Source organism: Halomonas sp. LMYGS-3, from assembly GCF_059509875.1.
Map to the genome: position 1 here is coordinate 20,993 of NZ_JCAKFQ010000002.1, position 22,151 is coordinate 43,143.

At 67.8% G+C, this 22,151-nt stretch carries 15 protein-coding genes and 5 tRNA genes; 11 read left to right on the forward strand and 9 right to left on the reverse strand.

Annotated elements, in window-relative coordinates:
* Nucleotides 1–51 precede the first annotated feature (51 nt).
* Nucleotides 52–615, forward strand: a complete 564-nt coding sequence (locus AC5W54_RS02325; protein ID WP_495960458.1) for a hypothetical protein — start codon at nucleotides 52–54, stop codon at nucleotides 613–615.
* A gap of 18 nt (nucleotides 616–633) precedes the next feature.
* Here the strand turns inward: AC5W54_RS02325 and kduD are convergent, their stop codons facing one another.
* Nucleotides 634–1,386: a 2-dehydro-3-deoxy-D-gluconate 5-dehydrogenase KduD gene (kduD, locus tag AC5W54_RS02330; protein WP_495960459.1), complete on the reverse strand. Its 753-nt coding sequence runs from the start codon at nucleotides 1,384–1,386 to the stop codon at nucleotides 634–636.
* Between the two features lie 211 nt (nucleotides 1,387–1,597).
* Here kduD and AC5W54_RS02335 point away from each other — a divergent pair, with 211 nt between their 5' ends.
* Nucleotides 1,598–2,575: an NADPH:quinone reductase gene (locus tag AC5W54_RS02335; protein ID WP_495960460.1), complete on the forward strand. Its 978-nt coding sequence runs from the start codon at nucleotides 1,598–1,600 to the stop codon at nucleotides 2,573–2,575.
* 140 nt (nucleotides 2,576–2,715) lie between these two features.
* Here AC5W54_RS02335 and AC5W54_RS02340 read toward each other — a convergent pair whose 3' ends face one another.
* A complete protein-coding gene (locus tag AC5W54_RS02340) occupies nucleotides 2,716–3,633 on the reverse strand; it encodes a MurR/RpiR family transcriptional regulator (protein ID WP_495960461.1) in 918 nt (305 codons plus the stop codon).
* Between the two features lie 231 nt (nucleotides 3,634–3,864).
* Here AC5W54_RS02340 and AC5W54_RS02345 point away from each other — a divergent pair, with 231 nt between their 5' ends.
* From AC5W54_RS02345 to AC5W54_RS02360, 4 genes are all read left to right on the forward strand, one after another.
* Nucleotides 3,865–4,671 carry an enoyl-CoA hydratase/isomerase family protein gene (locus AC5W54_RS02345; protein ID WP_495960462.1) on the forward strand — a complete coding sequence of 269 codons (807 nt, stop codon included), beginning with the start codon at nucleotides 3,865–3,867 and terminating at the stop codon, nucleotides 4,669–4,671.
* A gap of 57 nt (nucleotides 4,672–4,728) precedes the next feature.
* On the forward strand, nucleotides 4,729–6,927 hold the full coding sequence (locus AC5W54_RS02350) for an acetate--CoA ligase family protein (RefSeq protein WP_495960463.1): 2,199 nt from the start codon (nucleotides 4,729–4,731) through the stop codon (nucleotides 6,925–6,927).
* Nucleotides 6,924–7,730, forward strand: a complete 807-nt coding sequence (locus AC5W54_RS02355; RefSeq protein ID WP_495960464.1) for an enoyl-CoA hydratase-related protein — start codon at nucleotides 6,924–6,926, stop codon at nucleotides 7,728–7,730. The genes AC5W54_RS02350 and AC5W54_RS02355 overlap by 4 nt, the downstream gene beginning before the upstream one ends.
* A gap of 145 nt (nucleotides 7,731–7,875) precedes the next feature.
* Nucleotides 7,876–9,762, forward strand: a complete 1,887-nt coding sequence (locus AC5W54_RS02360) for an SLC13 family permease (RefSeq protein ID WP_495960465.1) — start codon at nucleotides 7,876–7,878, stop codon at nucleotides 9,760–9,762.
* Between the two features lie 88 nt (nucleotides 9,763–9,850).
* Here the strand turns inward: AC5W54_RS02360 and AC5W54_RS02365 are convergent, their stop codons facing one another.
* The 4 genes from AC5W54_RS02365 to betI all read right to left on the reverse strand — a co-directional run bounded on the left by AC5W54_RS02365 (nucleotide 9,851) and on the right by betI (nucleotide 16,485).
* Nucleotides 9,851–12,298, reverse strand: a complete 2,448-nt coding sequence (locus tag AC5W54_RS02365; protein ID WP_495960466.1) for an acyl-CoA dehydrogenase — start codon at nucleotides 12,296–12,298, stop codon at nucleotides 9,851–9,853.
* Between the two features lie 169 nt (nucleotides 12,299–12,467).
* Complete coding sequence (gene betA / locus AC5W54_RS02370; RefSeq protein WP_495960467.1) at nucleotides 12,468–14,159, reverse strand: choline dehydrogenase; 1,692 nt, start codon at nucleotides 14,157–14,159, stop codon at nucleotides 12,468–12,470.
* A 239-nt stretch (nucleotides 14,160–14,398) separates the two neighbouring features.
* Nucleotides 14,399–15,868: a betaine-aldehyde dehydrogenase gene (betB, locus tag AC5W54_RS02375; RefSeq protein WP_495960468.1), complete on the reverse strand. Its 1,470-nt coding sequence runs from the start codon at nucleotides 15,866–15,868 to the stop codon at nucleotides 14,399–14,401.
* Nucleotides 15,847–16,485 (reverse strand): transcriptional regulator BetI, encoded by a 639-nt coding sequence (betI, locus tag AC5W54_RS02380; protein ID WP_495960469.1) that lies wholly within the window; start codon nucleotides 16,483–16,485, stop codon nucleotides 15,847–15,849. The genes betB and betI overlap by 22 nt, the downstream gene beginning before the upstream one ends.
* Nucleotides 16,486–16,717: 232 nt before the next feature.
* Between betI and AC5W54_RS02385 the strand changes: the two genes are divergently transcribed.
* From AC5W54_RS02385 to AC5W54_RS02400, 4 genes are all read left to right on the forward strand, one after another.
* A tRNA-Met gene (locus tag AC5W54_RS02385) sits at nucleotides 16,718–16,794 on the forward strand.
* A 131-nt stretch (nucleotides 16,795–16,925) separates the two neighbouring features.
* Nucleotides 16,926–17,001: transfer RNA gene (locus tag AC5W54_RS02390), tRNA-Asn, on the forward strand.
* A gap of 43 nt (nucleotides 17,002–17,044) precedes the next feature.
* A tRNA-Asn gene (locus AC5W54_RS02395) sits at nucleotides 17,045–17,120 on the forward strand.
* Between the two features lie 57 nt (nucleotides 17,121–17,177).
* A tRNA-Asn gene (locus tag AC5W54_RS02400) sits at nucleotides 17,178–17,253 on the forward strand.
* 82 nt (nucleotides 17,254–17,335) lie between these two features.
* On the opposite strand, the gene AC5W54_RS02405 is transcribed toward AC5W54_RS02400, so the two are convergent.
* The gene (locus AC5W54_RS02405) at nucleotides 17,336–18,190 is read right to left on the reverse strand and encodes a dienelactone hydrolase family protein (RefSeq protein WP_495960470.1); all 855 of its coding nucleotides are present in this window, start codon (nucleotides 18,188–18,190) and stop codon (nucleotides 17,336–17,338) included.
* A gap of 278 nt (nucleotides 18,191–18,468) precedes the next feature.
* Nucleotides 18,469–20,529 carry a carboxy terminal-processing peptidase gene (locus AC5W54_RS02410; protein ID WP_495960471.1) on the reverse strand — a complete coding sequence of 687 codons (2,061 nt, stop codon included), beginning with the start codon at nucleotides 20,527–20,529 and terminating at the stop codon, nucleotides 18,469–18,471.
* A gap of 146 nt (nucleotides 20,530–20,675) precedes the next feature.
* On the opposite strand from AC5W54_RS02410, the gene AC5W54_RS02415 reads away from it, so the two are divergent.
* Nucleotides 20,676–21,974, forward strand: coding sequence for a M18 family aminopeptidase (locus AC5W54_RS02415; RefSeq protein WP_495960472.1), 1,299 nt, complete (start codon nucleotides 20,676–20,678; stop codon nucleotides 21,972–21,974).
* Between the two features lie 80 nt (nucleotides 21,975–22,054).
* Here AC5W54_RS02415 and AC5W54_RS02420 read toward each other — a convergent pair.
* Nucleotides 22,055–22,131, reverse strand: a tRNA-Met gene (locus AC5W54_RS02420).
* Between the last annotated feature and the right edge of the window lie 20 nt (nucleotides 22,132–22,151).

A 22,151-nucleotide genomic window follows, 5' to 3' on the forward strand; every position in this document is an offset into this window, starting at 1 on the left:
AGGAATATGCTAGGCTTCGCGCGATGGTGTGACCCAGACGTGAGGATGGCGATGAAGGTGGTGAGTCTCGAAGCGGGCGAATGGCGCGATGCCTGCCTGGCCCGTCTGTGTGCGGCGGTGCACGGCACGACAGCGGGGTTGACCCCGCTGGTGGCGTTCAGCGGCACGCGCCACCTGCTGTTTGCCGACGAGGCGGCCCGGCTGTGGGCGCTGGTGGACGATGGCGGAGCGCCGCTGGCGCTGGCCCTGCTGGTGCTCGACGAGGCCGGCGACGGCATGTCGCTGGTGCTGAGCACCTCGCTCGGGGAGGATCGCGAGCCCCGGCGGCGGCTGATTCACGAGCTGGCGTTGAAGGCACCGCTGCGGGTCGAGCCGACGGACGACCTCGACGAGGCGTTCCTGCGCGGTTGCGGCATCTCGCGCTGGATCGAGGACGCCCGCGGCGCACGCGTCGGCCTGTCCCGGCGCCATCCGGCGCGTGTTGCCGGCGAGCTGGCCGCGACGCTCTCCTTCGACGATCGAGAGGTGCTGCGTCGCTTCAAGCACGACGCGCGCTTCTTCGAGGCGGAGAAACGCGCTTTCGTGGAGGGGCTGCAGGCTCTCCCGGACGTTTAGCCTCGGCCCGGTGCCTGCCTAGCGGGCCAGCCAGCCGCCGTCCACCGCCAGGGCATGCCCATGCACGTAGTTCGCTGCATCCGAGCAGAGGAAGACCACGGCACCGGCCAGGTCGTCGGGCTCGCCCCAGCGGCCGGCGGGAATGCGGGCGAGGAGCTCGGCGCTGCGCTGCGGGTCGTCGCGCAGCGCCTGGGTGTTGTCGGTGGCCATGTACCCGGGGGCGATGGCGTTGACGTTGATGCCGTGCCCGGCCCATTCATTGGCCAGTAGCCGGGTCAGGCCGAGGAGGCCGCTCTTGCTGGCGGTGTAGGAGGGCACGCGGATCCCGCCCTGGAACGACAGCACCGAGGCGATGTTGACGATCTTGCCTCGCGCGCCGCGCTCGACCAGGTGGTGCGCAACCTGCTGCGCCAGGAAGAACGCCGCCTTGAGGTTGACGTCGATCACCGCATCCCAGTCGTCCTCGCTGAAGTCCAGCGCCGGTGCGCGACGGATAGTGCCGGCGTTGTTGACCAGGATATCCAGCTTGCCGGCCTGGGCCAGGGCGCGGGCGACGATATCGCCCTCCTTGTCGCGACCCAATTCGGCGGTAACGTGGAAGAACTTCCGTCCGAGCGCCTCGACACGGCCGCGTGTCGTGTCGGCGGTGCGGCGGCTGACCCCGACGATATCGGCACCGCCCTGTGCCAGCGCCACGGCCAGGGCCTGGCCCAGCCCCTTGTTGCACCCGGTGACCATGGCGACTTCGCCGGCGAGTGAAAACGGGTTCATAACGGCTCCTCCAAGGGAATCGGCGGCGGTAATCGCCTCAGCATAGGTCAGGGATTCTCGACATTGGAACCAGGCGAGGGGGGATCGGCGCCCGACCCGGGTGGAGTCCGGGGCGAGGCATGGTGGCGGCGGGCGAATCGACTTGACCCGTCTGCTCGACAGCGCTTCCATGGTGGATCTGTCCCGTTAGCCGAATAAAGGAATGCCTTCCATGGCCAAGCGCATCCAGTTTGCCCGCACCGGCGGTCCCGAGGTCCTCGAACTCGTCGATGTTACGCCCGCCGAGCCGGGGTCGGGCGAGGTCCGGGTCGCGAACCGGGCCGTCGGCCTGAATTTCATCGACATCTACTTCCGCACCGGCCTCTACCCGGCGCCGTCCTTGCCCTCCGGGCTCGGTACCGAGGGTGCTGGCGTGGTCGAGGCGGTGGGCGAGGGCGTCACCCACCTCAAGGTCGGCGACCGCGTCGCCTACGCTCAGGGCCCACTGGGCGCCTACGCCGAACTGCACACCCTGCCGGCCGACAAGGCGGTGGTGCTGCCCGATGCCATCGACTTCGAGACCGCCGCGGGGTGCATGCTCAAGGGACTGACCGTGCAGTACCTGTTGCGCCAGACCTGTCCGCTCAAGGGGGGCGAGACGATCCTGTTCCATGCCGCGGCCGGCGGGGTGGGGTCCATCGCCTGCCAGTGGGCGCGGGCGCTGGGCGTCAGGTTGATCGGCACCGTGAGCTCCCCCGAGAAGGCGGCGCTCGCCGAGAAGAACGGCGCCTGGGCGACCATCGACTACACGAAGGAGAGCTTGGTCGAGCGGGTCCGCGAACTGACCGGTGGCGAGATGTGCGATGTGGTCTACGACTCGGTGGGCAAGGACACCTGGGAGACCTCGCTCGACTGCCTGAAACCGCGTGCACTGATGGTCAGCTTCGGCAACGCCTCGGGCCCGGTGGAGGGCGTGAACATCGGTATCCTCAACCAGAAGGGCTCGCTGTTCGTCACCCGGCCGAGCCTCAACGGCTACGCCGATAGCCGCGAGCGTCTGGAGACGATGGCCGGCGAGCTCTTCGCCATGTTCGCGAGCGGCAAGGTCAGGGTCGACATCGCCCAGCGGTATCCGCTGGCCGAGGCGGGCGAGGCCCAGGAGGCCCTGCAGAGCCGCCGGACCACCGGCTCGACCATCCTGATACCTTGAACCCGGCTTCGCCGGGAGCTTGAAGCTGGAAGAGCGCCGCTTCGCGGCTGGAAGCTAGAAGAAAGACTTTGATCCAAGGGTTGGTGGCGACAGGCTGCCTTCCAGCTTCCAGCTTCCAGCTTCCAGCTTCCAGCTTCCAGCTACTCGATATCGACGTAGGCGCCGAGCTCCCGCATCCGCGACTCGAAGCGCGCCACGTTGTCGACCAGGTCGTCGGGGCCGAAGGCCACGCACTCGGCCAGCAGTGTCTCCACCAGGGTGATCGCCGCCAGGATCGAGGGGAAGAAGTGCGGCGTGGAGTTGGCCACCGGCAGGGTGATGGCCGCCCCGGGCACCAGCGGCGAGCGCATGGTGTCGGTGATCACGATGGCGTTGACCCCATTGGCCCGGGTGATCTCGAGCGCACGCATGGTCTCGGCGCAGTAGGGCTCGAAGCCGAAGGCGACCACCACATCGCCTTCGCCGAAGGGCGCAAGCTCGGTGAGCAGCCCTCCTTCCTGGCCGCGGATCAGGTGGATATCGGGCATGGCGATACGCCCCACATAGGCGAAGTGGTAGGCACAGGCGAAGGTGTCGCGAAAGCCCACCACCGCCACCTTGCCGGCCCCCAGCAGCAGCCGGGCGGCATCGCGCACCCGGGCCTGGTTGTCGGCGGTGAACAGCCGGCCGATATTGTCGAAGGCGGCATCGCCCACGTCGAGGAATACCTGGTCATCGGTCTGGCTGGCCAGGCTGCGCAGGTGGCTGGCCCGCCCCGAGAGTTCCACCGGGCCGGCCTGCACCGCCGACTGGAACACCTCGCGGAACTGCTCGTAGCTCTCGAAGCCCAGCCGCTTGGCCAGGCGCATCAGGGTCGAAGGGGTGACGTCGGCGGCGGTGGCCGACTTGCGAATCGACTGGAAGGCGATCTCGACCGGATGCTCCAGCACATAGCCGGCGGCCAGCTTGAGCTGGCGGCTCAGCTCCGGATAGGCCTCGGCGAGTTGCTGATTCACGGCATCGAGTCGGGCGGTGCCGTCCAACGGGGCCTCGGGACCGTGGGTCTGCTGTTCCAGCACGCTGTTCTCCTCACCTGATCTTGTCATGGTCGCGCAAGCGCGGTGGCGCATTGTACCCCATGGGGTCGACGGATTAATGAAACAAACGTGTCTCATTGCAAAATATAATGATACAGCCGTGTTGACCAGGCGTGACACCTTCGTCTAGCATGCGGCCACAACAGACGTGGCTTTATTGAAGGGGAAGTGACACGTTTGTTTCGTTATCCACCCGCTACCGCCGAGACCCGCATGACACACGCCACCCCCAAGCCCGACTACGAGACCCTGATCACCCGCCGACATGACCAGGTACTGGAGATCCGCTTCAACCGCCCGCACCGCCTCAATGCGGTGGTCGAGACCCTCTACACCGAACTGCTCGATGCCCTGGCCGTGGCCGCCGCTGACGTCGATGTCCGTGCCGTGATCCTTACCGGCGAGGGCCGGGCCTTCTGCGTCGGCGCCGACATGAAGGAGCATGGCAGCGCCAAGCGCTCGCTGTTCCAGCGCCGCCAGTACCTGCAACTCGGCAACGACGTCTGCGAGGCGATCTTCCGGCTTCGCAAGCCGGTGATCGCCGCGGTCAACGGCTACGCCCTGGGGGCCGGGGCCGAGATGGCGGTCTCCTGCGACTTCATCCTGATGGCCCAGGACGCCCAGATCGGCTTCCCCGAGACCAGCATCGGCACCTGCGTGGGGGGCGGCGTCTCCAAGATCCTGCCCCAACTGGTGGGGCTCAACATGAGCCGCCAGCTGCTCTTCACCGGCCGGCGCATCGACGGTGAGGAGGCCGTTCGCATCGGCCTGGCGACGTCCCACTGGACCGGCGACGTTCTGCTCGACGAGGCCCATCGCCTGGCCGATCAGCTGGCCAGGCAGGCGCCGGTGTCGATCGCGATGCTCAAGCGGTTGGTCAACCAGGGCAGCCACACCGATCTCGAGGGGCAGCTCCAGCAGGAGCTCGATGCGGTCTTCACCTGCTCCACCACCGAGGATTGGCAGGAGGGGGTCGACGCCTTCGCCGAGAAGCGTTCACCCCGGTTCCAGGGCAAGTAAGCCAGGTTCCTCCGTCCGTCACCGTTCAAGGGCCCCATGGGCCAAGGTCAGCACCACATGAATCCCATCGAAGGACATCTCGACAGCCGCAGCCCCCTCCACGACATCCTGGCACCGACCGGCATCGCCGTGATCGGGGCCTCGGCGGACCCCACCAAGCGCGGCTACAAGGCCATGGTCGGCCTGATCAAGGATGGCTATCGCGGCAGCATCTATCCGGTGAACCCCAGGGCCGACATGATCCTCGGCGTCAAGGCGTGGCCCTCGGTCACGGCGATTCCCGGTAGCCCGGAGCTGGCGCTGATCTGTACCCCGGCCGCCACGGTGCCCGGGCTGATCGCCGAGTGCGGCCGCCGCGGCATCAAGGGGGCGGTGATACTCGCCAGCGGTTTTGCCGAGATCGGCGGCGAGGGCGCCGAGCTCGAACGCGAGATGATGGCCAAGGCCGAGGCGCACGGGGTTCGCATCATCGGTCCCAACACCTCGGGCGTGTTCAACCTGCACCACAAGGTCAACCTGCTGGCGCTGGACAACGTCAAGCCCGGCGACGTCGGCATCATCTCCCAGTCCGGCAACATGCTGCTGTCGCTGGCGCTGGAGGCGCAGCATAACGGCCATGTGGGCTTCTCCACCTATGTGGGGCCGGGCAACCAGAGCGACATCGGCTTCAACGACTACCTGCGCTACCTGGGCGAGGATGTGCATACGCGCGTGGCTACCCTCTACGTCGAGGGCTTCCGCGACGGGCGCAAGTTCCTCGACGTGGCCCGCGAGGTCACCGCCATGAAGCCGGTGGTGGTCTACAAGTCCGGTTCCACCGAGCAGGGCCAGAAGGCGGCCAGCTCCCACACCGGGGCGCTGGCCGGCAGCTACGCCATGACCGTGGACCTGCTACGCCAGTCCGGGGTCAGCGTGGTGCAGTACTCCGACGAGATTCTGCCCGTGGCCGAGGGCCTCGGGTTGCTGCAGAAGGCCCGCGGCAAGCGGGTGGCGGTGATCTCCGACGGCGGCGGCCAGGCGACCATCGCCTCCGACCGCCTGGCCGAGGCGGGCCTCGAGCTGGCCGAGCTCTCCGAGGCGACCCGCCAGCGGCTGCGCGAGGTGCTCTTCCCCCAGGCCTCCACCGTCAACCCGGTGGACGTGGCCGGCTCCACCGACGCCAATCCATCGCTGCTCGCCACCTGCATGGAGCTCGTCGCCGCCGATGACAACGTCGACAGCGTCTTCCTGGTGGGCATGTTCGGGGGCTACAGCATCCGCTTCGCCGAGTCGCTGCTGGGCGACGAGATGCGCGGCGCCGAGGCCATGGTCGACCTGTCCAGGGTGACCACCAAGCCGCTGGTGATCTACAGCCTCTATGCCCCGGTCAAGCCGCCGGCGCTGCGCCGCCTGCACGAGGCGGGCCTGCCGGTCTACGCCTCGATCGAGCATGCCGTACGGGTGCTCTCCGCGCTGGGCGAGCGCGGCCAGTACCTGGCGCAGCTGCAGACCCAGGCCCGCGAAGCGGCGGTGACCCCGCGTCCGGAGCTGGTGGCGATGTTCGAGCGGGCCCGTGCCGGGGATCGCGACCTCTTCGAGTACGAGGCCAAGCAGCTGCTGCGCGACCACGGCGTCGAGGTGCCGCCGGAGCGGGTGGCGAGGAGCGAGGCCGAGCTGGCCGAGGCGGCCAGCCGGTTTGCAGGCGAGAGCGGCGGCACGCCGCTGGCGATGAAGGTGGTATCGAAGGATATCCTGCACAAGTCCGACGCCGGTGGCGTCAAGCTGAACCTCACGGGCGAGACGGCCCTGCGCCAGGCCCGCGAAGAGATCCTGGCCTCCTGCCGTGCCTATGACCCGGACGCCGAGATCGAGGGCGTGCTGGTCACGCCGATGGCGAGGAAGGGAGTCGAGGTGATCGTCGGGGTGATCCGCGACCCGATCTTCGGGCCGGTGCTGATGTTCGGCCTGGGAGGGATCTTCGTCGAGATCCTCGAGGACGTGGCCTTCCGCGCCATTCCGCTGTCGCGCCATGACGCTCGCTCGATGGTGGAGCAGATCAAGGCCAGGAAGGTACTCGAGGGCGCCCGGGGCGAACCCGCGGTGGACAAGGAGGCGCTGATCGACCTGCTGCTCAAGGTGTCGAGCATCGTCGACGCCTACCCGGCGCTCTCCGAGCTCGACCTCAACCCGGTCATCGCTTACGCGGACGGCTATGCGGTGGTGGATGCCCGCGTTATCGTCGACCGTCAATCCAGCAACCAGGAAACCCGCGCATGAGCCCGACACTGCCCCAGCTGACCGACGCCCGCCTGACCCTGGAGGGGCGGGTCGCGACCCTGACCCTGGACCGTCACGACGTGCGCAATGCCCTGACCGGCACCGCGCTGGTGGACGATATCGTCGCCACTGCCGAGTGGATCAATGGTTGTGATGAGGCCTCGGTGCTGGTGATCACCGGGGCCGGCAGCGCCTTTTCCGCCGGCGGCAACGTCAAGGACATGGCTACCCGCGGCGGCGATTTCGCCGGCGACGTGGCCGAGGTGGCCGCCCGCTACCGCCGCGGCATCCAGCGCATCCCGCTGGCCCTGCAGGACGTGGAGGTGCCGATTATCGCCGCGGTCAACGGCCCGGCCATCGGCGCCGGCTTCGACCTGGCCAACATGGCCGATATCCGCATCGCCTCGCGCACGGCCAAGTTCGGCGAGACCTTCCTGAACCTGGGCATCATCCCCGGCGACGGCGGCGCCTGGTTCATGCAGCGCCTGATCGGCTACCAGCGCGCCTTCGAGCTGACCCTGACCGGCCGGGTGATCGACGCCGAGGAGGCCAGGGAGCTCGGCATCGTGCTCGAGGTGGTGGAGCCCGAGGCGCTGACGGCACGCGTGGGCGAACTGGCGTCGCGCATCGCCGCCCAGCCGCCGAAGGCGACCCGCCTGACCAAGCGACTGATGAAGATGGCGCAGCGCACCGAGCTCAAGGACTTCCTCGACCTCTGCGCGGTCTTCCAGGGCATGTGCCACAACGAGCCCGAGCATCTCGAGGCCGTCAACGCCATGCTGGAGGCGATGGCGAAGAAGTGAATCGTCCTCGCTGCTGCACCGCAAGACCCGGCGCTCGCCGGGTCTTGCGCGTCAGGGCAACGCCATCGCCTCGAAAAAGGCTGGATTTTCCGCCGTGCTGCTGTTGTGCTTGAGACACCACGAAGGCACACGGAGGTGAGCGAGTATGGCCGACAGCACCCTGGTCTTCATCGTGCTCGGGTTGACGCTGGCGGCCTTCGTCTGGGGACGTTTCCGCTACGACCTGGTGGCGCTCGCGGCCCTGCTGGGCTCGGTGCTGCTGGGGCTGGTGCCGGGCGGTGAGGCGTTCCTGGGGTTCGGCCACCCGGCGGTGATCACCGTCGCCGCGGTACTGGTGATCAGCCGCGGCTTCGAGCGCTCCGGGGTAGTGGACGTGATCGCCGAGCAGGTGCTCAAGGTGGGCGAGCGGCTCTTCCTGCAGCTCGCCGCCCTGACCGGCACCGTGATGGTGCTCTCCGGGTTCATGAACAATGTCGGCGCCCTGGCGCTGCTGCTGCCGGTGGCCATGCGCCTGGCACGCGAGCACGACACCTCGCCCTCGCTGCTGTTGATGCCGCTGGCCTTCGGCTCGCTGCTCGGCGGGCTGACCACCCTGATCGGCACGCCCCCCAATATCATCATCGCCAGTTATCGTCGCACCGTCACTGGCGACGCCTTCGGCATGTTCTCCTTCTCTCCCGTCGGGGTGTCGGTCGCCCTGGCCGGCCTGGTCTTCATTCTGCTGCTGGGGTGGCGGCTGGTGCCGCAGCGGGCCGGCAAGGCCTCCACCGAGGAGATGTTCGATACCGCCAACTACCTGGTCGAACTCAAGGTTGGCGAGGAGGCGAAGGCCATCGGCTGGACGCTGCGTGACCTGCACGACGCCCTTGAGGAGACCATCCCGGTGCTGGCCGTGGTGCGCGACGAGAAGCGTCGGGCCGGCCATGCCTTCCACGGCAGCCTGCGGGAGGGTGACATCCTGCTGGTGGAGGCGGGCCCCGAGGAGATGAAGTTGCTCGAGGACAAGGCCGGGTTGTCGCTCGGCGCCGAGGCCGAAGAGGATGAGGTGTCGGCCGACGAGACGGCCTCTCGGGAGAGCGATGAGGAACCTGTGCAAGAGAATCCGGAGAGGCAGAACCGCAAGGAGAACAAAGAGAAGAAGGAAAAGAAGAAAAAGAAGAAGGGGGTCGATACCGAGGGGCTCGAACTGGTCGAGGCGGTGGTGCGCAACGATTCGATGATGGTCAATCGCACCGTCACCCAGTTGCGCCTGCACAACCAGTTCGGCCTGCACCTGGTGGCGGTGGCCCGCGACGGCGGGCGTCTCAAGCAGCGGCTGCGGGAGATCCGCTTTCGTCCCGGCGACGTGCTGCTGCTGCAGGGCGGCGAGAGCGAGCTCTCCGAGAGCCTGGCGACGCTGGGCTGCCTGCCGCTGGCCAGCCGCGACCTGACGCTCGGGCAGCCGCGGCTGCTGCTGGTGTCGCTCGCCATCTTCGCCGCGGCGATCCTGGCCATTCTGTTCGACCTGTTGCCGGCCGCGGTGGCGCTCTCCACCGCGGCGCTGCTCTCGCTGCTGGTGGGGGTGCTGCCGCTGCGCGACGGTTACCAGGCCATCGACGGGCCGGTGATCGTGCTGCTCGGTGCCATGATCCCGGTGGGCCAGGCGCTGGAGACCAGTGGCGGGGCGGAACTGATCGCCGAGAGCCTGCTGTACATGGGCCGCGACTGGCCGGTGGTGGCCACCCTGGTGGGGCTGTTCGTGATCACCATGATGCTCTCGGACGTGATCAACAACGCCGCGGCGGCGGTGCTGATGGCGCCCATCGCGGCGAGCCTGGCGAGTGGCTTCGATGTCTCGATCGACCCCTTCCTGATGGTGGTGGCGGTCGGCGCCTCCTGCGCCTTCCTGACCCCCATCGGCCACCAGTCCAATACCCTGGTGATGGGGCCCGGCGGCTACCGTTTCGGTGACTACTGGCGGATGGGGCTGCCGCTGGAGTTGGTGGTGGTGGCGGTGGCCGTGCCGATGATCCTGATGGTCTGGCCGCTGTAGCGAGACACCGGATGCTCGATGACAAACGCCCCGACGGATATCGGGGCGTCGTCGTTCAGGGGGCGGGCCGCCGCTCGGGCGGCGTGCGTCAGGCCGCGTTGTGGCGCAGGATGTTGGCCTTGTCGCTGGCGAAGGCGTCGTAGTCGAAGTCGTCGACGGTGAGTAGTTCCAGCACCTCGGCCTCGTAGCGCCGCATGAAGGCGGCGTCGTCCGCGCCGATGATGCCGGCCTCCAGGGCCGCCTCGACGCGCTGCTCGGGGTGCAGGGCCTGCATCGGCAGCTCGCCGCTGGCGTAGGCCTTGTTGACCGTGCGGTAGAGTGCCTCGGCACGGTCGTAGTCGGCGAGCAGGGCGTTGTAGTGGGCCAGGGGGTTGTCGCGGGCGCCGTCGCTGCCCTGCCAGGTGGCCTCCAGCAGGGTGCGGCGAAGTGCGGTATCCCGCGTGACGGCCTGGGCGATCGAGCGTGCCAGGTCGTCGTGGGGGCGCTTCCAGCGGCGACCGGTGGGCATGACCACCAGGCGCAGCAGCCGGCCCAGGGCACGGTTCGGCAGATTGTCGAACAGCTCGTCCAGGGCTTGTTCGGCGCGGTGAAGCAGGAAGCGGCAGCTGTAGTGCAGCAGGGCGGCGTCGCCCTCGACACGGTCGTCGTCGTGCCACTGCTTGAGCACCATGGAGCCGAGGTAGAGGTTGGAGAGCACGTCGCCGAGGCGTGCCGAGAGCATCTCGCGCTGTTTCATGCTGGCGCCCAGGCTGGCCATGGCGGCATCGGCACACAGGCCGAAGCCGGCGGAGAGCCGCGCCATGTCCCTGGCGTAGGGAGCAGCGGTGGCATCGAAGGGTACCGCGGCCTTGCCGAGTCCCAGCCCCAGGGTGAAGGCGCGGGCGGCGTTGCCGAGGACCAGCCCGGCGTGGCCGAAGAAGGCCTGGTCGAACGCCCGGAGGTCGTCGGCCTCCTTGGCGGCCAACTCCTCGAGCACATAGGGGTGGCAGCGGATGGCGCCCTGGCCGAAGATCATCAGGTTACGGGTCATGATGTTGGCGCCCTCCACGGTGATCGCCACCGGGTTGGCGCTGTAGCCGATGCCGAGATAGTTGCGCGGCCCCAGGGTCACGGCCTTGCCGCCGTGGATGTCCATGGCGTCGCCGAGGGTCTGGCGCTGGAACTCGGTGAGCTGGCTCTTGAGAATCGCCGAGGGCACCGCGGGCTTGACCCCGTGATCGATGGTATTGGCGGTCTGGTAGACCGCGGCCCGCGAGATGTAGCAGAGCGCCGCCATGCGCGCCAGGGGTTCCTGCACGCCTTCCATCTCGGCCACCGGCACGTTGAACTGGCGGCGAATGCGGGCGAAGCCGCCGCTCCAGCCCAGGCCATAGCGGGCGGTGCCGGCACCGCCGGAGGGCAGGGTGATGCAGCGGCCCACCGAGAGACACTCGACCAGCATGCGCCAGCCCTGGCCGGCCATCTCGGGGCCGCCGATGATGGTATCCAACGGCACGAAGACGTCCTGGCCCTTGAGCGGGCCGTTCATGAAGGGGCTGCCGATGGGGTGGTGGCGGCGGCCGATCTCCATGCCTGCGGTGTCGCGGGGAATCAGCGCGCAGGTGATGCCCAGGTCCTCCTCGTCGCCGAGCAGGTGGTCGGGGTCGAACATGCGGAAGGCCAGCCCCACCACGGTGGCGATGGGGGCGAGCGTGATCCAGCGCTTCTCGAAGTCGAGCCTGAGGCCCAGGGTCTCCTTGCCATCGATCACCCGCTTGCACACCACGCCGGTGTCGGGGATGGCGGTGGCGTCGCTGCCGGCCCGGGGGCCGGTGAGGCCGAAGCAGGGAATCTCGCGACCGTCGGCCAGGCGCGGCAGGTAGTGATCCTTCTGCGCCTGGGTGCCGTACTTGAGCAGCAACTCGCCCGGGCCCAGCGAATTGGGCACGCCCACGGTGACCATCAGCGTCTCGCTGATCGACAGCTTCTGCAGCACCAGCGACTGGGCCTTGGCCGAGAACTCCAGGCCGCCATACGCCTTCGGGATGATCATGCCGAAGAAGCCCTCCCGCTTGAGGTAGTCCCACAGCTCCTGGGGCAGGTCGGCGCGCTCCCGGGCGATCTCCCAGGCGTTGCACATGCCGGCCGCAACGCTGCACTGGTGCTCGAGGAAGGCGCGTTCCTCGTCGGAGAGCCCCTCGTCGCGATAGTCGAGCAGGCGCTGCCAGTCCGGCCGACCGGAGAAGAGCTCGCCGTCCCAGGCCACGCTGCCGGCTTCCAGCGCGGTACGCTCGGTGTCCGAGACCTTGGGCGCGACCTTCTTGAAGGCGGCGAAGAGCCGGGGGGAGAGCCAGTGGATGCGCAGGGGCGCCAGGCCGGCCACGGCCGTCACGAGGGCGGCGATCAGCAGCAGCCCACCGAGCACCGGCGAGCCGAGCAGCAGACCGGCCAGGCCGAGCACGGCGAGCACACCGAGGGCGGGCAGGGCGCCCGCCTCGCGGCGCATGACCACCAGCAGGCCGGCCACGGCGAGGACGAGCAGAATCAGGGTGAGCATGGGGCGTCTCCGTGTCGTCGGTTAACACGTCATTCGAACGGATGTTTGAATTCTGGCAGACTAGCCCATGGTGTGGCAACCGGCGATCCTTGTCGACCCTAAAGGAAGACACCCCGCCCCGTCGTCGACGGGGCGGGGTGTCATGCGCAGGCGGGAGCGCTGCGGGACGTCAGGCGACGCGGCGCCGCGGTTCGCTCCTGGCCGGGGCGCTGCCGGCGACGTAGTAGGGGGCATCGCTCTTTGGCAGTGGCTCGCGGCCGCGGATCCGGTCGGCGAGTTTCTCCGCCAGCATGATGGTCGGTGCGTTGAGGTTGCCGGTGGGAATCACGGGGAACAGCGAGGCGTCCACCACCCTCAGCCCCTCGAGGCCGTGTACCCGGCCGGCACCGTCGACCACGGCGTCGTCGCCCTCGCCCATGCGGCAGCTGCCGCAGGGGTGGTAGGCGGTTTCGGCGTGCTCGCGCACGAAGGCGTCGAGCTCGGCGTCGGAGGCCACGTCCGGGCCCGGCGAGATCTCTCGTCCGCGATACTCGTCGAAGGCGGGCTGGGCGATGATCTCGCGGGTCAGGCGGATGGCGTCGCGGAACTCCTGCCAGTCCTTGTCGGTGGACATGTAGTTGAACAGGATGCTGGGCGCCGCCGCGGGATCGCGGGAGGTGAGGCGAATTCGTCCGCGGCTCTCCGAGCGCATCGAACCCACGTGGGCCTGGAAGCCGTGGGCCTGGACCGCGCTCTTGCCGTTGTAGCTGATGGCGATGGGCAGGAAGTGGTACTGCAGGTTGGGCCACTCCTCCTCATCGCTGCTGCGGATGAAGCCACAGGACTCGAACTGGTTGCTGGCGCCGATGCCGCGGCCCAGCAGCAGCCATTCGGCGCCGATCTTCGGCTGGTTGACCCACTTCAGCGCCGGATAGAGCGAGATCGGCTGCTTGCACTCGTACTGGATGTACATCTCCAGGTGGTCCTGCAGGTGGGCGCCGACGTTCTCGTTGATCAGCACCGGGGCGATGCCGCACTCGTCGAGCACGTCTTTCGGGCCGACCCCGGAGCGCTGCAGGATCTGCGGCGAGGCGATGGCCCCGGCGCACAGCAGCACCTCGCGGCGGGCGCGGGCGCGCCGCTCCTGGCCACGGCGGAGATAGCGCACGCCGACGGCACGCTTGCCCTCGAACTCAACGATGTCGGTGGTGGCACGGGTCTCGATGGTGAGGTTGTCGCGCCCCTTGGCCTGGTCGAGGTAGCCGCGGGCGGTGGAGGCGCGCCGTCCCTGCGGCGTGACGAAGCGGTCCATGGGGCCGAAACCCTCCTGGCGGTAGCCGTTGACGTCCTCGGTCTCGGCGTAGCCCGCTTGCTTGCCCGCCTCGATGAAGACGCGATACAGCGGGTTGTTCCCGGCTTTCGGCGTGGTGACGCTGACCGGGCCGTCGCCGCCGTGGTAGGCGTCGGGGCCGATGTCGCGGCTCTCGGCCTTCTTGAAGTAGGGCAGGCAGTCGGCGTAGCTCCAGTCCTCGAGGCCGGGCGCCTTGGCCCAGTGGTCATAGTCCAGGGCGTTGCCGCGGATGTAGCACATGCCGTTGATCAGCGAGGAGCCGCCGAGTCCCTTGCCACGGCCGCACTCCATGCGCCGGCCGTCCATGTGGGGCTCCGGGTCGGTCTCGAAGGCCCAGTTGTAGCGCTTGCCCTGCAGCGGGTAGGCGAGCGCCGCCGGCATCTGGGTGCGGAAGTCGAAGCGGTAGTCAGGGCCACCGGCCTCGAGCAGCAGTACGCTCACTTCCGGGTCTTCGGTGAGGCGGGTGGCCAGCACGTTGCCGGCGGAGCCGGCGCCGATGATGACGTAGTCGAATTCATGAATCTGGGACATAACATCTCTCACTGGTAACGCGACGGAAGCGGGCCTGCTAACGGGGTCGCTCGGGACTCCGTCGACAAGCCTGCGAGGAGGCGCTGTGAACCCCTCCCTGGGCGCTACCTACGCCATCCATGGCGTAGGACCTCCTCTTCGGCTTGTCCCCGGCGTCCCTCGCTACAGCCAGTCGCACTTGCCTTGGGTCGACACGTCTTGTGAATGCGAGCAGGGGTAACGGGGCTCTTCACTGCCTCCTAGAACACCGACTCGAAGGGCCCCATCTCCACCTGCACCGACTTGGTCTGGGTGTAGTGGGCCAGGGTCTCGAGGCCGTTCTCGCGGCCCACGCCGGATTGCTTGTAGCCACCCACCGGCATCTCGGCGGGGGACTCGCCCCAGGTGTTGATCCAGCAGATGCCGGCCTCGAGGCGATGGATGGTTCGATGCGCACGATTCAGGCTCTCGGTGAAGACCCCGGCGGCCAGCCCGTAATGGGTGTCGTTGGCGCGTCGGATCACTTCGTCCTCGTCGTCGAAGGCGAGGATCGCCATCACCGGGCCGAAGACCTCCTCGCGCACGATGCGCATCTCGTCGCTGCAGTCGGTGAACACCGTGGGCGCGGCCCAGGCCCCGGCGGCATAGTCGCCCTGGTTCCAGGCGTCGCCGCCGGCCAGCACCCGGGCGCCTTCCTGCTTGCCGACGGCGATGTAGGACAGCACTTTCTCCTGATGCTCGAAGTTGACCAGGGGGCCGAAGTTGACGGCCGGGTCGAGCGGATCACCGGCGCGGATGCGCGCCACCCGCTCGCGGATCTTCGCCTCGAAGGCCTCCTTCACCGTACGCTGCACGAAGACCCGGGTGCCGTTGGTGCAGATCTGTCCGCTGGAGTAGAAGTTGGCCATCATGGCGGCATCGGCGGCGCGGTCGAGATCGGCGTCGCCGAAGACGATCAACGGCGACTTGCCGCCGAGCTCCATGGTCACGTCCTTGAGCGTCGAGCCCCCGGCGGCGGCCATCACCTTCTTGCCGGTGCCGACCTCGCCGGTGAAGGAGATTTTGTCGATGCCTGGGTGCTCGGTGAGCAGGGCGCCGACCCGGCCGTCGCCGTGGAGGACGTTGAAGACGCCGTCGGGCAGGCCGGCCTCGGTGAAGATCTCGGCGAGCTTCATGGCGGTGAGCGGGGTGACCTCGCTGGGCTTGAAGACCACGGCGTTGCCGGCGGCGAGTGCCGGGGCGGCCTTCCAGCAGGCGATCTGGATCGGGTAGTTCCAGGCGCCGATGGCGCCGATCACCCCCAGGGGTTCGCGGCGGGTATAGACGAACGAACTCTCGCGCAGCGGGATCTGGCTGCCCTCGATGGCCGGCGCCAGGCCGGCGTAGTACTCGAGCACGTCGGCGCCGGTGACGATGTCCACCGCCGCGGTCTCGCTGATCGGCTTGCCGGTGTTGCGGGTCTCGAGCGCGGCGAGCTCGTCATTGCGCTCTCTCAACAGCGCCACCGCGCGGTTCAGGATGCGGCCGCGCTCCATGCCGGTCATCGCCGCCCAGACCCGCTGGCCGCGGCGAGCCGCGGCCACGGCGGCATCCAGGTCGGCCCGCGAGGCCTGCTGAACCTCGGCCAGGAGGCTGCCGTCGAAGGGGTTCACGACGCTGAAGGTCTCGCCGGAGGTGGCGTCTACCCGGCGGCCGTCGATGTAGAGTGTCAGGGTATCGAGGGTTGCCATGGGATCTCCTCTCGGTTAGCGGGGGACGAGGTATGAGTGTCCAGCAACTGGTCCAGATAGTCGTGGGCCAGCTGTCGGGCGCGATCGGCGTCGAGCCCTTCAGGTGTCAGGGCGCCGCGCAGCCACAAGCCGTCGATCATGGCCGCCAGGCCGCGGGCGGCGCGGCGTGCCTCCTCCCGGGGCAGCAGACGGCGGAACTGGCAGCACAGGTTCGAGTAGAGGCGGTGGTCGTTGACCCGCTGCAGCCGCTGCAGAGACGGTTTGTGCATGCTGCTGGCCCAGAAGGCCAGCCAGGTCTTGGCCACCGGGCCGGTGACCTGGCTGCGGTCGAAGTTGCCATCGATGATGGCACCCAGGTGGGCCCGCGGATGGTCGTCGGCCAGGGCCTGTCGACGCGCCGCCACCGCCTCGCCCAGGTCGCTGAGGATCTGGCGCATGGTGGCCTCGAGCAGGCCGTCCTTGCCGCCGAAGTAGTGGCTGATGATGCCGGCGGAGACGCCGGCGTGACGGGCGATACGCATCACGGTGGCGTCGGCCAGGCCGACCTCGTCGATGGCCACCATGGTGGCCGCGATCAGCTGCTGGCGACGGATGGGTTCCATTCCGACCTTGGGCACCTTGCTGGCTCCTCTCAGGTGGGATTTCTCCTGCTACCCTTCGGGACGGCAGGAGGGCCGATACCCCCAGCATGGCATTTTTTTATTGAACGTTCAATCAATAAAAGAAGGGGGCAATATGACGATGGGGTGCCAGAGCGATGCTCGGGGCGTTCCAGGCTTGCCAAGTTGCCGGTCCGCGTGCATAATTCAGCCCCGTTGTCCGGCGCATCCTGGCCGACAACGAGGAAATGGCTACGTAGCTCAGCTGGTTAGAGCACATCACTCATAATGATGGGGTCCCCTGTTCAAATCAGGGCGTAGCCACCAGAACAGATCGAGAACGCCCGCCCGGTCATCGACCGTGCGGGCGTTTTCCGTTTCCGCCCGGCGGCCCTCGAGGCAATCCCCCTTGACCTGGCACGTCCGATCCGTATACTACGCCCCGTGCTCGAGGCCATTCCCCGATAGCTCAGTTGGTAGAGCAAATGACTGTTAATCATTGGGTCGCAGGTTCGAGTCCTGCTCGGGGAGCCAGCTTCGCTTCCGCGGCAGCGAGCACAGCGCGGTAACCGGTCATTCCTCGATAGCTCAGTTGGTAGAGCAAGTGACTGTTAATCACTGGGTCGCAGGTTCGAGTCCTGCTCGAGGAGCCAACCGCCACCGCCCCCTTCCCGCAGTGGTCAACTGCAGACGTCAAGACGTCCGATCGATCCCCGATAGCTCAGTTGGTAGAGCAAATGACTGTTAATCATTGGGTCGCAGGTTCGAGTCCTGCTCGGGGAGCCATGACCCTTCTTTGCCGTCCTTGTCGGGTTCATCCCTACCTCGCAAGCGCTGGTTCCCTGCACCGATGATGCCGCCGATCGGGTCAATTGCCGTTGAGGGATCGGTCCAGCGCCAGCAGTGCAGCCTGCCAGGAAGCCGCATCGGCGCTGGCATCATAGCCCAGTGGCAGACCATGCGCTTCGGCTACCGCATCGGCCTGCGGATTGGTGAAGCCGTGCAAGGCGTTGGGGTAATTCACCACCTCGACGCTGGCCCCTTGGGCCTCGAGCGCTGTCGCCATCGCGTCTAGATCGGCGCGTTCGACCAACGGGTCCTCGGCGCCATTGTGGATCTGCACCAGGCCAGCGAAGGCCTGCGGTGTGCTGACCATCGCGGACGGATCGCCATGGAAGCTGATCGCGGCCTCGATCGGCATGCCGGAGAGCGCCATGTTCATCACCACGCTGCCACCGAAGCAATAACCGATCGCCGCCATGCCGGAATCCGCCACCGCCGGGTGCTCGCGAAGCCGTGTCATTGCCGCTTCGAGCCTGGCGCGTGTGGCCGGCCAGTCCTGCATCACGCGCTCGGCGAAGGCACCGGCCTGGTCGGGATGTGTCGCTGTCTGGCCGTCGCCGTACATGTCCATGGCCAGCGCCACGAAGCCGAGTGCCGCCAGTTGATCGGCACGTGCCCGGGCATAGTCGTTGAGCCCCCACCACTCGTGCACCACCAATACCGCCGGGCGTGCGACGCCATCATTGGCATTATGCGCCAGGTAGCCCTGGTAGGTTACTCCCCCGGTCGCATACTCGAAGATCTCGCCTTCGACGCGTGGCCCCTGGGCGATATCGATCGGGGTTGCGGCTTCGGCCTGCGAGGGCTGCGTCTGCGCGGTTATCGAGCCAGCCATCAATCCCGGTACCAGTAGCAGCAACAGCGTGAGTCGAGTACGCATGTCGGGTTCTCCTTGTTGGTTTTCCTTGTCAGGCCCTATGCCAAAACCGCTTTCGCTCGCCAACCCTTCTTAAGGTAGTTGCCGTCTCGGATTGAGGGAATCGCCCGGGAGGTGCTGGCGAGCAGCGTCTTCGGCAAGGCATCCGGTGCGGACGACAACCCCGCCGGCCAGGGCGGCCCGGCCTCGTCGATAGCGAGGCCCTGCGGGCAGATGACAGCACGGCAAAGGAGGGCGCGCCGGCATGGCCGGCGCGTTCGGAGGGCGAGTCGTGGCGGCCTTCAGTGCCGGTTGGCGAGCCGGTAGTTGCCGTTGAGCTGGGCGTAGTCGAGCAGGATCTGGGCGGCTTCCAGTACCTGGACGCGGTCCACCGGCTCGTCCTCGTCGTCCACCTCCTCGTCGCGGGCGTCGACCCACTCCTCGAGCGGCTCGAGTCCCAGGGCCAGGCGGCGCTGGTTCTCGAGGGCGAGCTGCTCGGCTTCCTGGTCCTTCACCTCGCGTTGGCGCTGTTCGCGGTTGAGGCTGACGCTGGTGGTCTGCTCGCGCATGCGCTTCGCCAACTCGGCCTGACGCTCCAGATAGCGGAAGTTGGGCAATTCGTCGGCGCGGGTGCGGTGCCGGTCCTTGAGCGTCTCGAGGTACTTCCAGGGCTCGCCGTAGGTACGATACTGCACGGCGCGAACGGTATCCCACGCCAGGGCGTTGTCGAGGCTGCTCTCGCCGATCATCTCCGGATCCACCAGGCTGGGGAAGATGATGTCGGGCTCGACCCCGCGGTGCTGGGTGCTGTCGCCGGAGATGCGGTAGAACTTGGCGCGGGTCAGCTTGATCTGGCCGTGGCTGAGTTCGTTGAGGGTCTGCACCGTGCCCTTGCCGAAGGTCGGGTTGCCCAGTACCAGGCCGCGGCCATAGTCCTGGATGGCGCCGGCAAAGATCTCCGAGGCCGAGGCCGAGAGACGGTTCACCAGCACCCCCAGCGGGCCGTCATAGACGGTGCCGGTCTCGGTGTCGCCGTAGAGGCTGATGCGCCCACGGGCGTCACGCACCTGCACGGTGGGGCCGCGGTCGATGAACAGGCCGATCAGCGAGTTGGCCTCCTGCAGGGCGCCGCCACCATTGTTGCGCAGGTCGAGGACGATGCCCTCGACGCCTTGCGCCTTGAGTTTCTCGACTTCCCGGGCCACGTCGCGGGTGGTGCTGCGGTAGTCCTCCTCGCCGGCCTGCCAGGCATCGAAGTCGACGTAGAAGGTCGGGATCTTGATGACGCCGATGCGATGCATCCCGTCGTTGCGCTCGATCTCGATCACCTCGCCCTGGGCGGCCTGATCCTCGAGACTGACGGTGTCGCGGGTGATCTCGACGACCCGCGAGCGCGTCATGTCGACGGCCTGGGCCGGCACCACGTCGAGGCGTACCACCGAACCCTTGGGGCCACGGATCAGGTCGACCACGTTGTCGAGCCGCATGCCGACCACGTTGACCATCTCCTCCTCGCCTTCCTGACCCACGGCGATGATGCGGTCGGCGGGCTCCAGCACGCCGGCACGGTCGGCGGGGCCGCCGGGCACCAGGCTCGACACCTTGACGTACTCGCCATCGGACTGGAGCAGGGCGCCGATGCCCTCCAGCGACAGGCGCATCTGGATGTCGAAGGATTCGCCCTGGCGCGGCGAGAGGTACTCGCTGTGGGGGTCGATGCTGCTGGTCACCGCGGCCATGAACATGCCGAAGACATCTTCGGGTTCCGTCTGGTGCACGCGGGAGAGCTGGCCCTCGTAGCGCTGCCGCAGGTTGGCCACCACCTGCTCGTCGTCCTGGCCGCCGATCACCTGGGTCAGGGCGGCGTTCTTCAGTCGCTTGATCCACAGTTCGTCCAGCTCGTCCTGACTCTCGGCCCAGGAGGCGCCGTCGCGATCGAGATCCAGGCGCAGGTCGGTGTCGAAGCGGAAGGTGGTGTCCTCGTCGAGTCGGTCCAGCAGCCATTCGAGTCGCGACTCGGCGCGCTCGTGGTGACGACGGTAGAGAGCGAAGACTCGCTCGAGGTCACCGTCGAAGAGGGCGTCGTCCATGGTGTGTTCCAGGTCGCGGAAGGCCTCCACGTCCTCGCGCAGCAGGTAGGCGCGCTGGCCGTCGAGGACGTCCAGGTAGCGCTCGAAGGCCCGGCGCGACCAGGCGTTATCGAGGCTGACATCGGCATAGTGGCCATAGCGCAGCGATTCGGCCACTTCCACGGCGGCCTGGCGCTGGGCATCGGTGGGTTGCAGCTCTGCCAGGGCGGTGGTGGTGACCATCAGCAACCCGGCCAGGGCAACCGAACGCCCAAGGGTGGCAAACAGGCTCATCAATGAAGCACTCCCGGTTTCATGTACACTTTCTTCCCTAGACCCGCGCTCGGCCGTCGAGTTGCGTGGACCGAGCAGGCATTGTAGCAGCTCGGCCCGGTCGTATGACCCTGGATCATCCCGAGACCCCCGGATTGAGGAAGCCCATGCCACAGAACGACCCGCTCGAGCGCCTGCTCGACTTCCTGCGCCGTTCTCCCACCCCCTGGCACGCCGTGGCCAACATGGCCGTACGGCTCGAGACCGCCGGATTCCGGCGTCTCGACGAGACCGAGGCCTGGCGACTCGCGCCCGGCGATCGGGTCTACGTGACGCGCAACGACTCGTCGATCATCGCCCTGCAACTGCCCCGGGAGCGGCTGGCCGCGCTGCGCATGATCGGCGCCCATACCGACAGTCCCGGCCTGCGACTCAAGCCCAACGCCGCCCAGACCGCCGCCGACTGGCTACAGCTGGGTGTCGAGGTCTACGGCGGCGTGCTGCTGGCGCCCTGGTTCGACCGCGACCTGGGCCTGGCCGGGCGGGTGCACGTCCGCCATCCGGACGGTCGGATTGACGGCGTGCTGCTCCATGTCGACCGTGCGGTGGCCATCATCCCCAGTCTGGCGATCCATCTCGATCGGGAAGCCAACAACGGGCGCTCGCTCAACGCCCAGACCCAGATGGCGCCGGTGTTCCTCCAGGGGGGCGACAAGCCCGACCTGGACCGGCTGCTCAAGGGCTGGCTGGCCGAGCAGCATGGCCTCGTGGATATCGAACTCCTCGACTTCGAGCTCGCCCTCCACGACATGCAACCACCGTCCCGGGTGGGGGTCGAGGGCGAACTGGTCGCCAGCGCGCGGCTCGACAACCTGCTCTCCTGCTTTATCGGCCTGGAGGCCCTGCTCGCCTCCAATGGCGAGCAGGGCGCGCTACTGGTGGCCAACGACCACGAGGAGGTCGGCAGCGCCAGCGCCTGCGGTGCCCAGGGGCCCTTCCTCGGCGACGTCCTCAGGCGGGTCAACGCCCAGCTCGGCACGGCCGGCGAGGAGGGCTTCATTCGACTGATCCAGGCATCACGGATGATCTCCTGCGACAACGCCCATGCCCTGCACCCCAATTTCCCGGACCGGCACGATGCCGCCCATGGCCCGGCGATCAACGGCGGGCCGGTGATCAAGGTCAACGCCAGCCAGCGCTATGCCACCAACAGTGCCACCGCTGCCATGTTCCGTGAGCTCTGTCGCGAGGCGGGCGAGCCGGTGCAGACCTTCGTCACCCGTGCCGACATGGCCTGTGGCAGCACCATCGGGCCGATCACCGCCACCGAGCTGGGGGTGCCGACCCTGGACGTGGGCGTGGCCCAGTGGGCGATGCACTCGATCCGCGAGACCGCCGGCGTCCGCGACGTGGCCTCGCTGACTCGGGTGCTGACCGCCTTCGTCGATCGGGCGGCGCTGAGCTGAGCCTGGCCTGGCCCAACAGCCGGCATGAGCGAAGCCACGAAAAAACCCGACGCCGGTAGCGTCGGGTTGTCTGCAAGTTCTGGTGGCTACGCCCTGACTCGAACAGGGGACCCCATCATTATGAGTGATGTGCTCTAACCAACTGAGCTACGTAGCCGAACGGGGGCGGAGTCTACG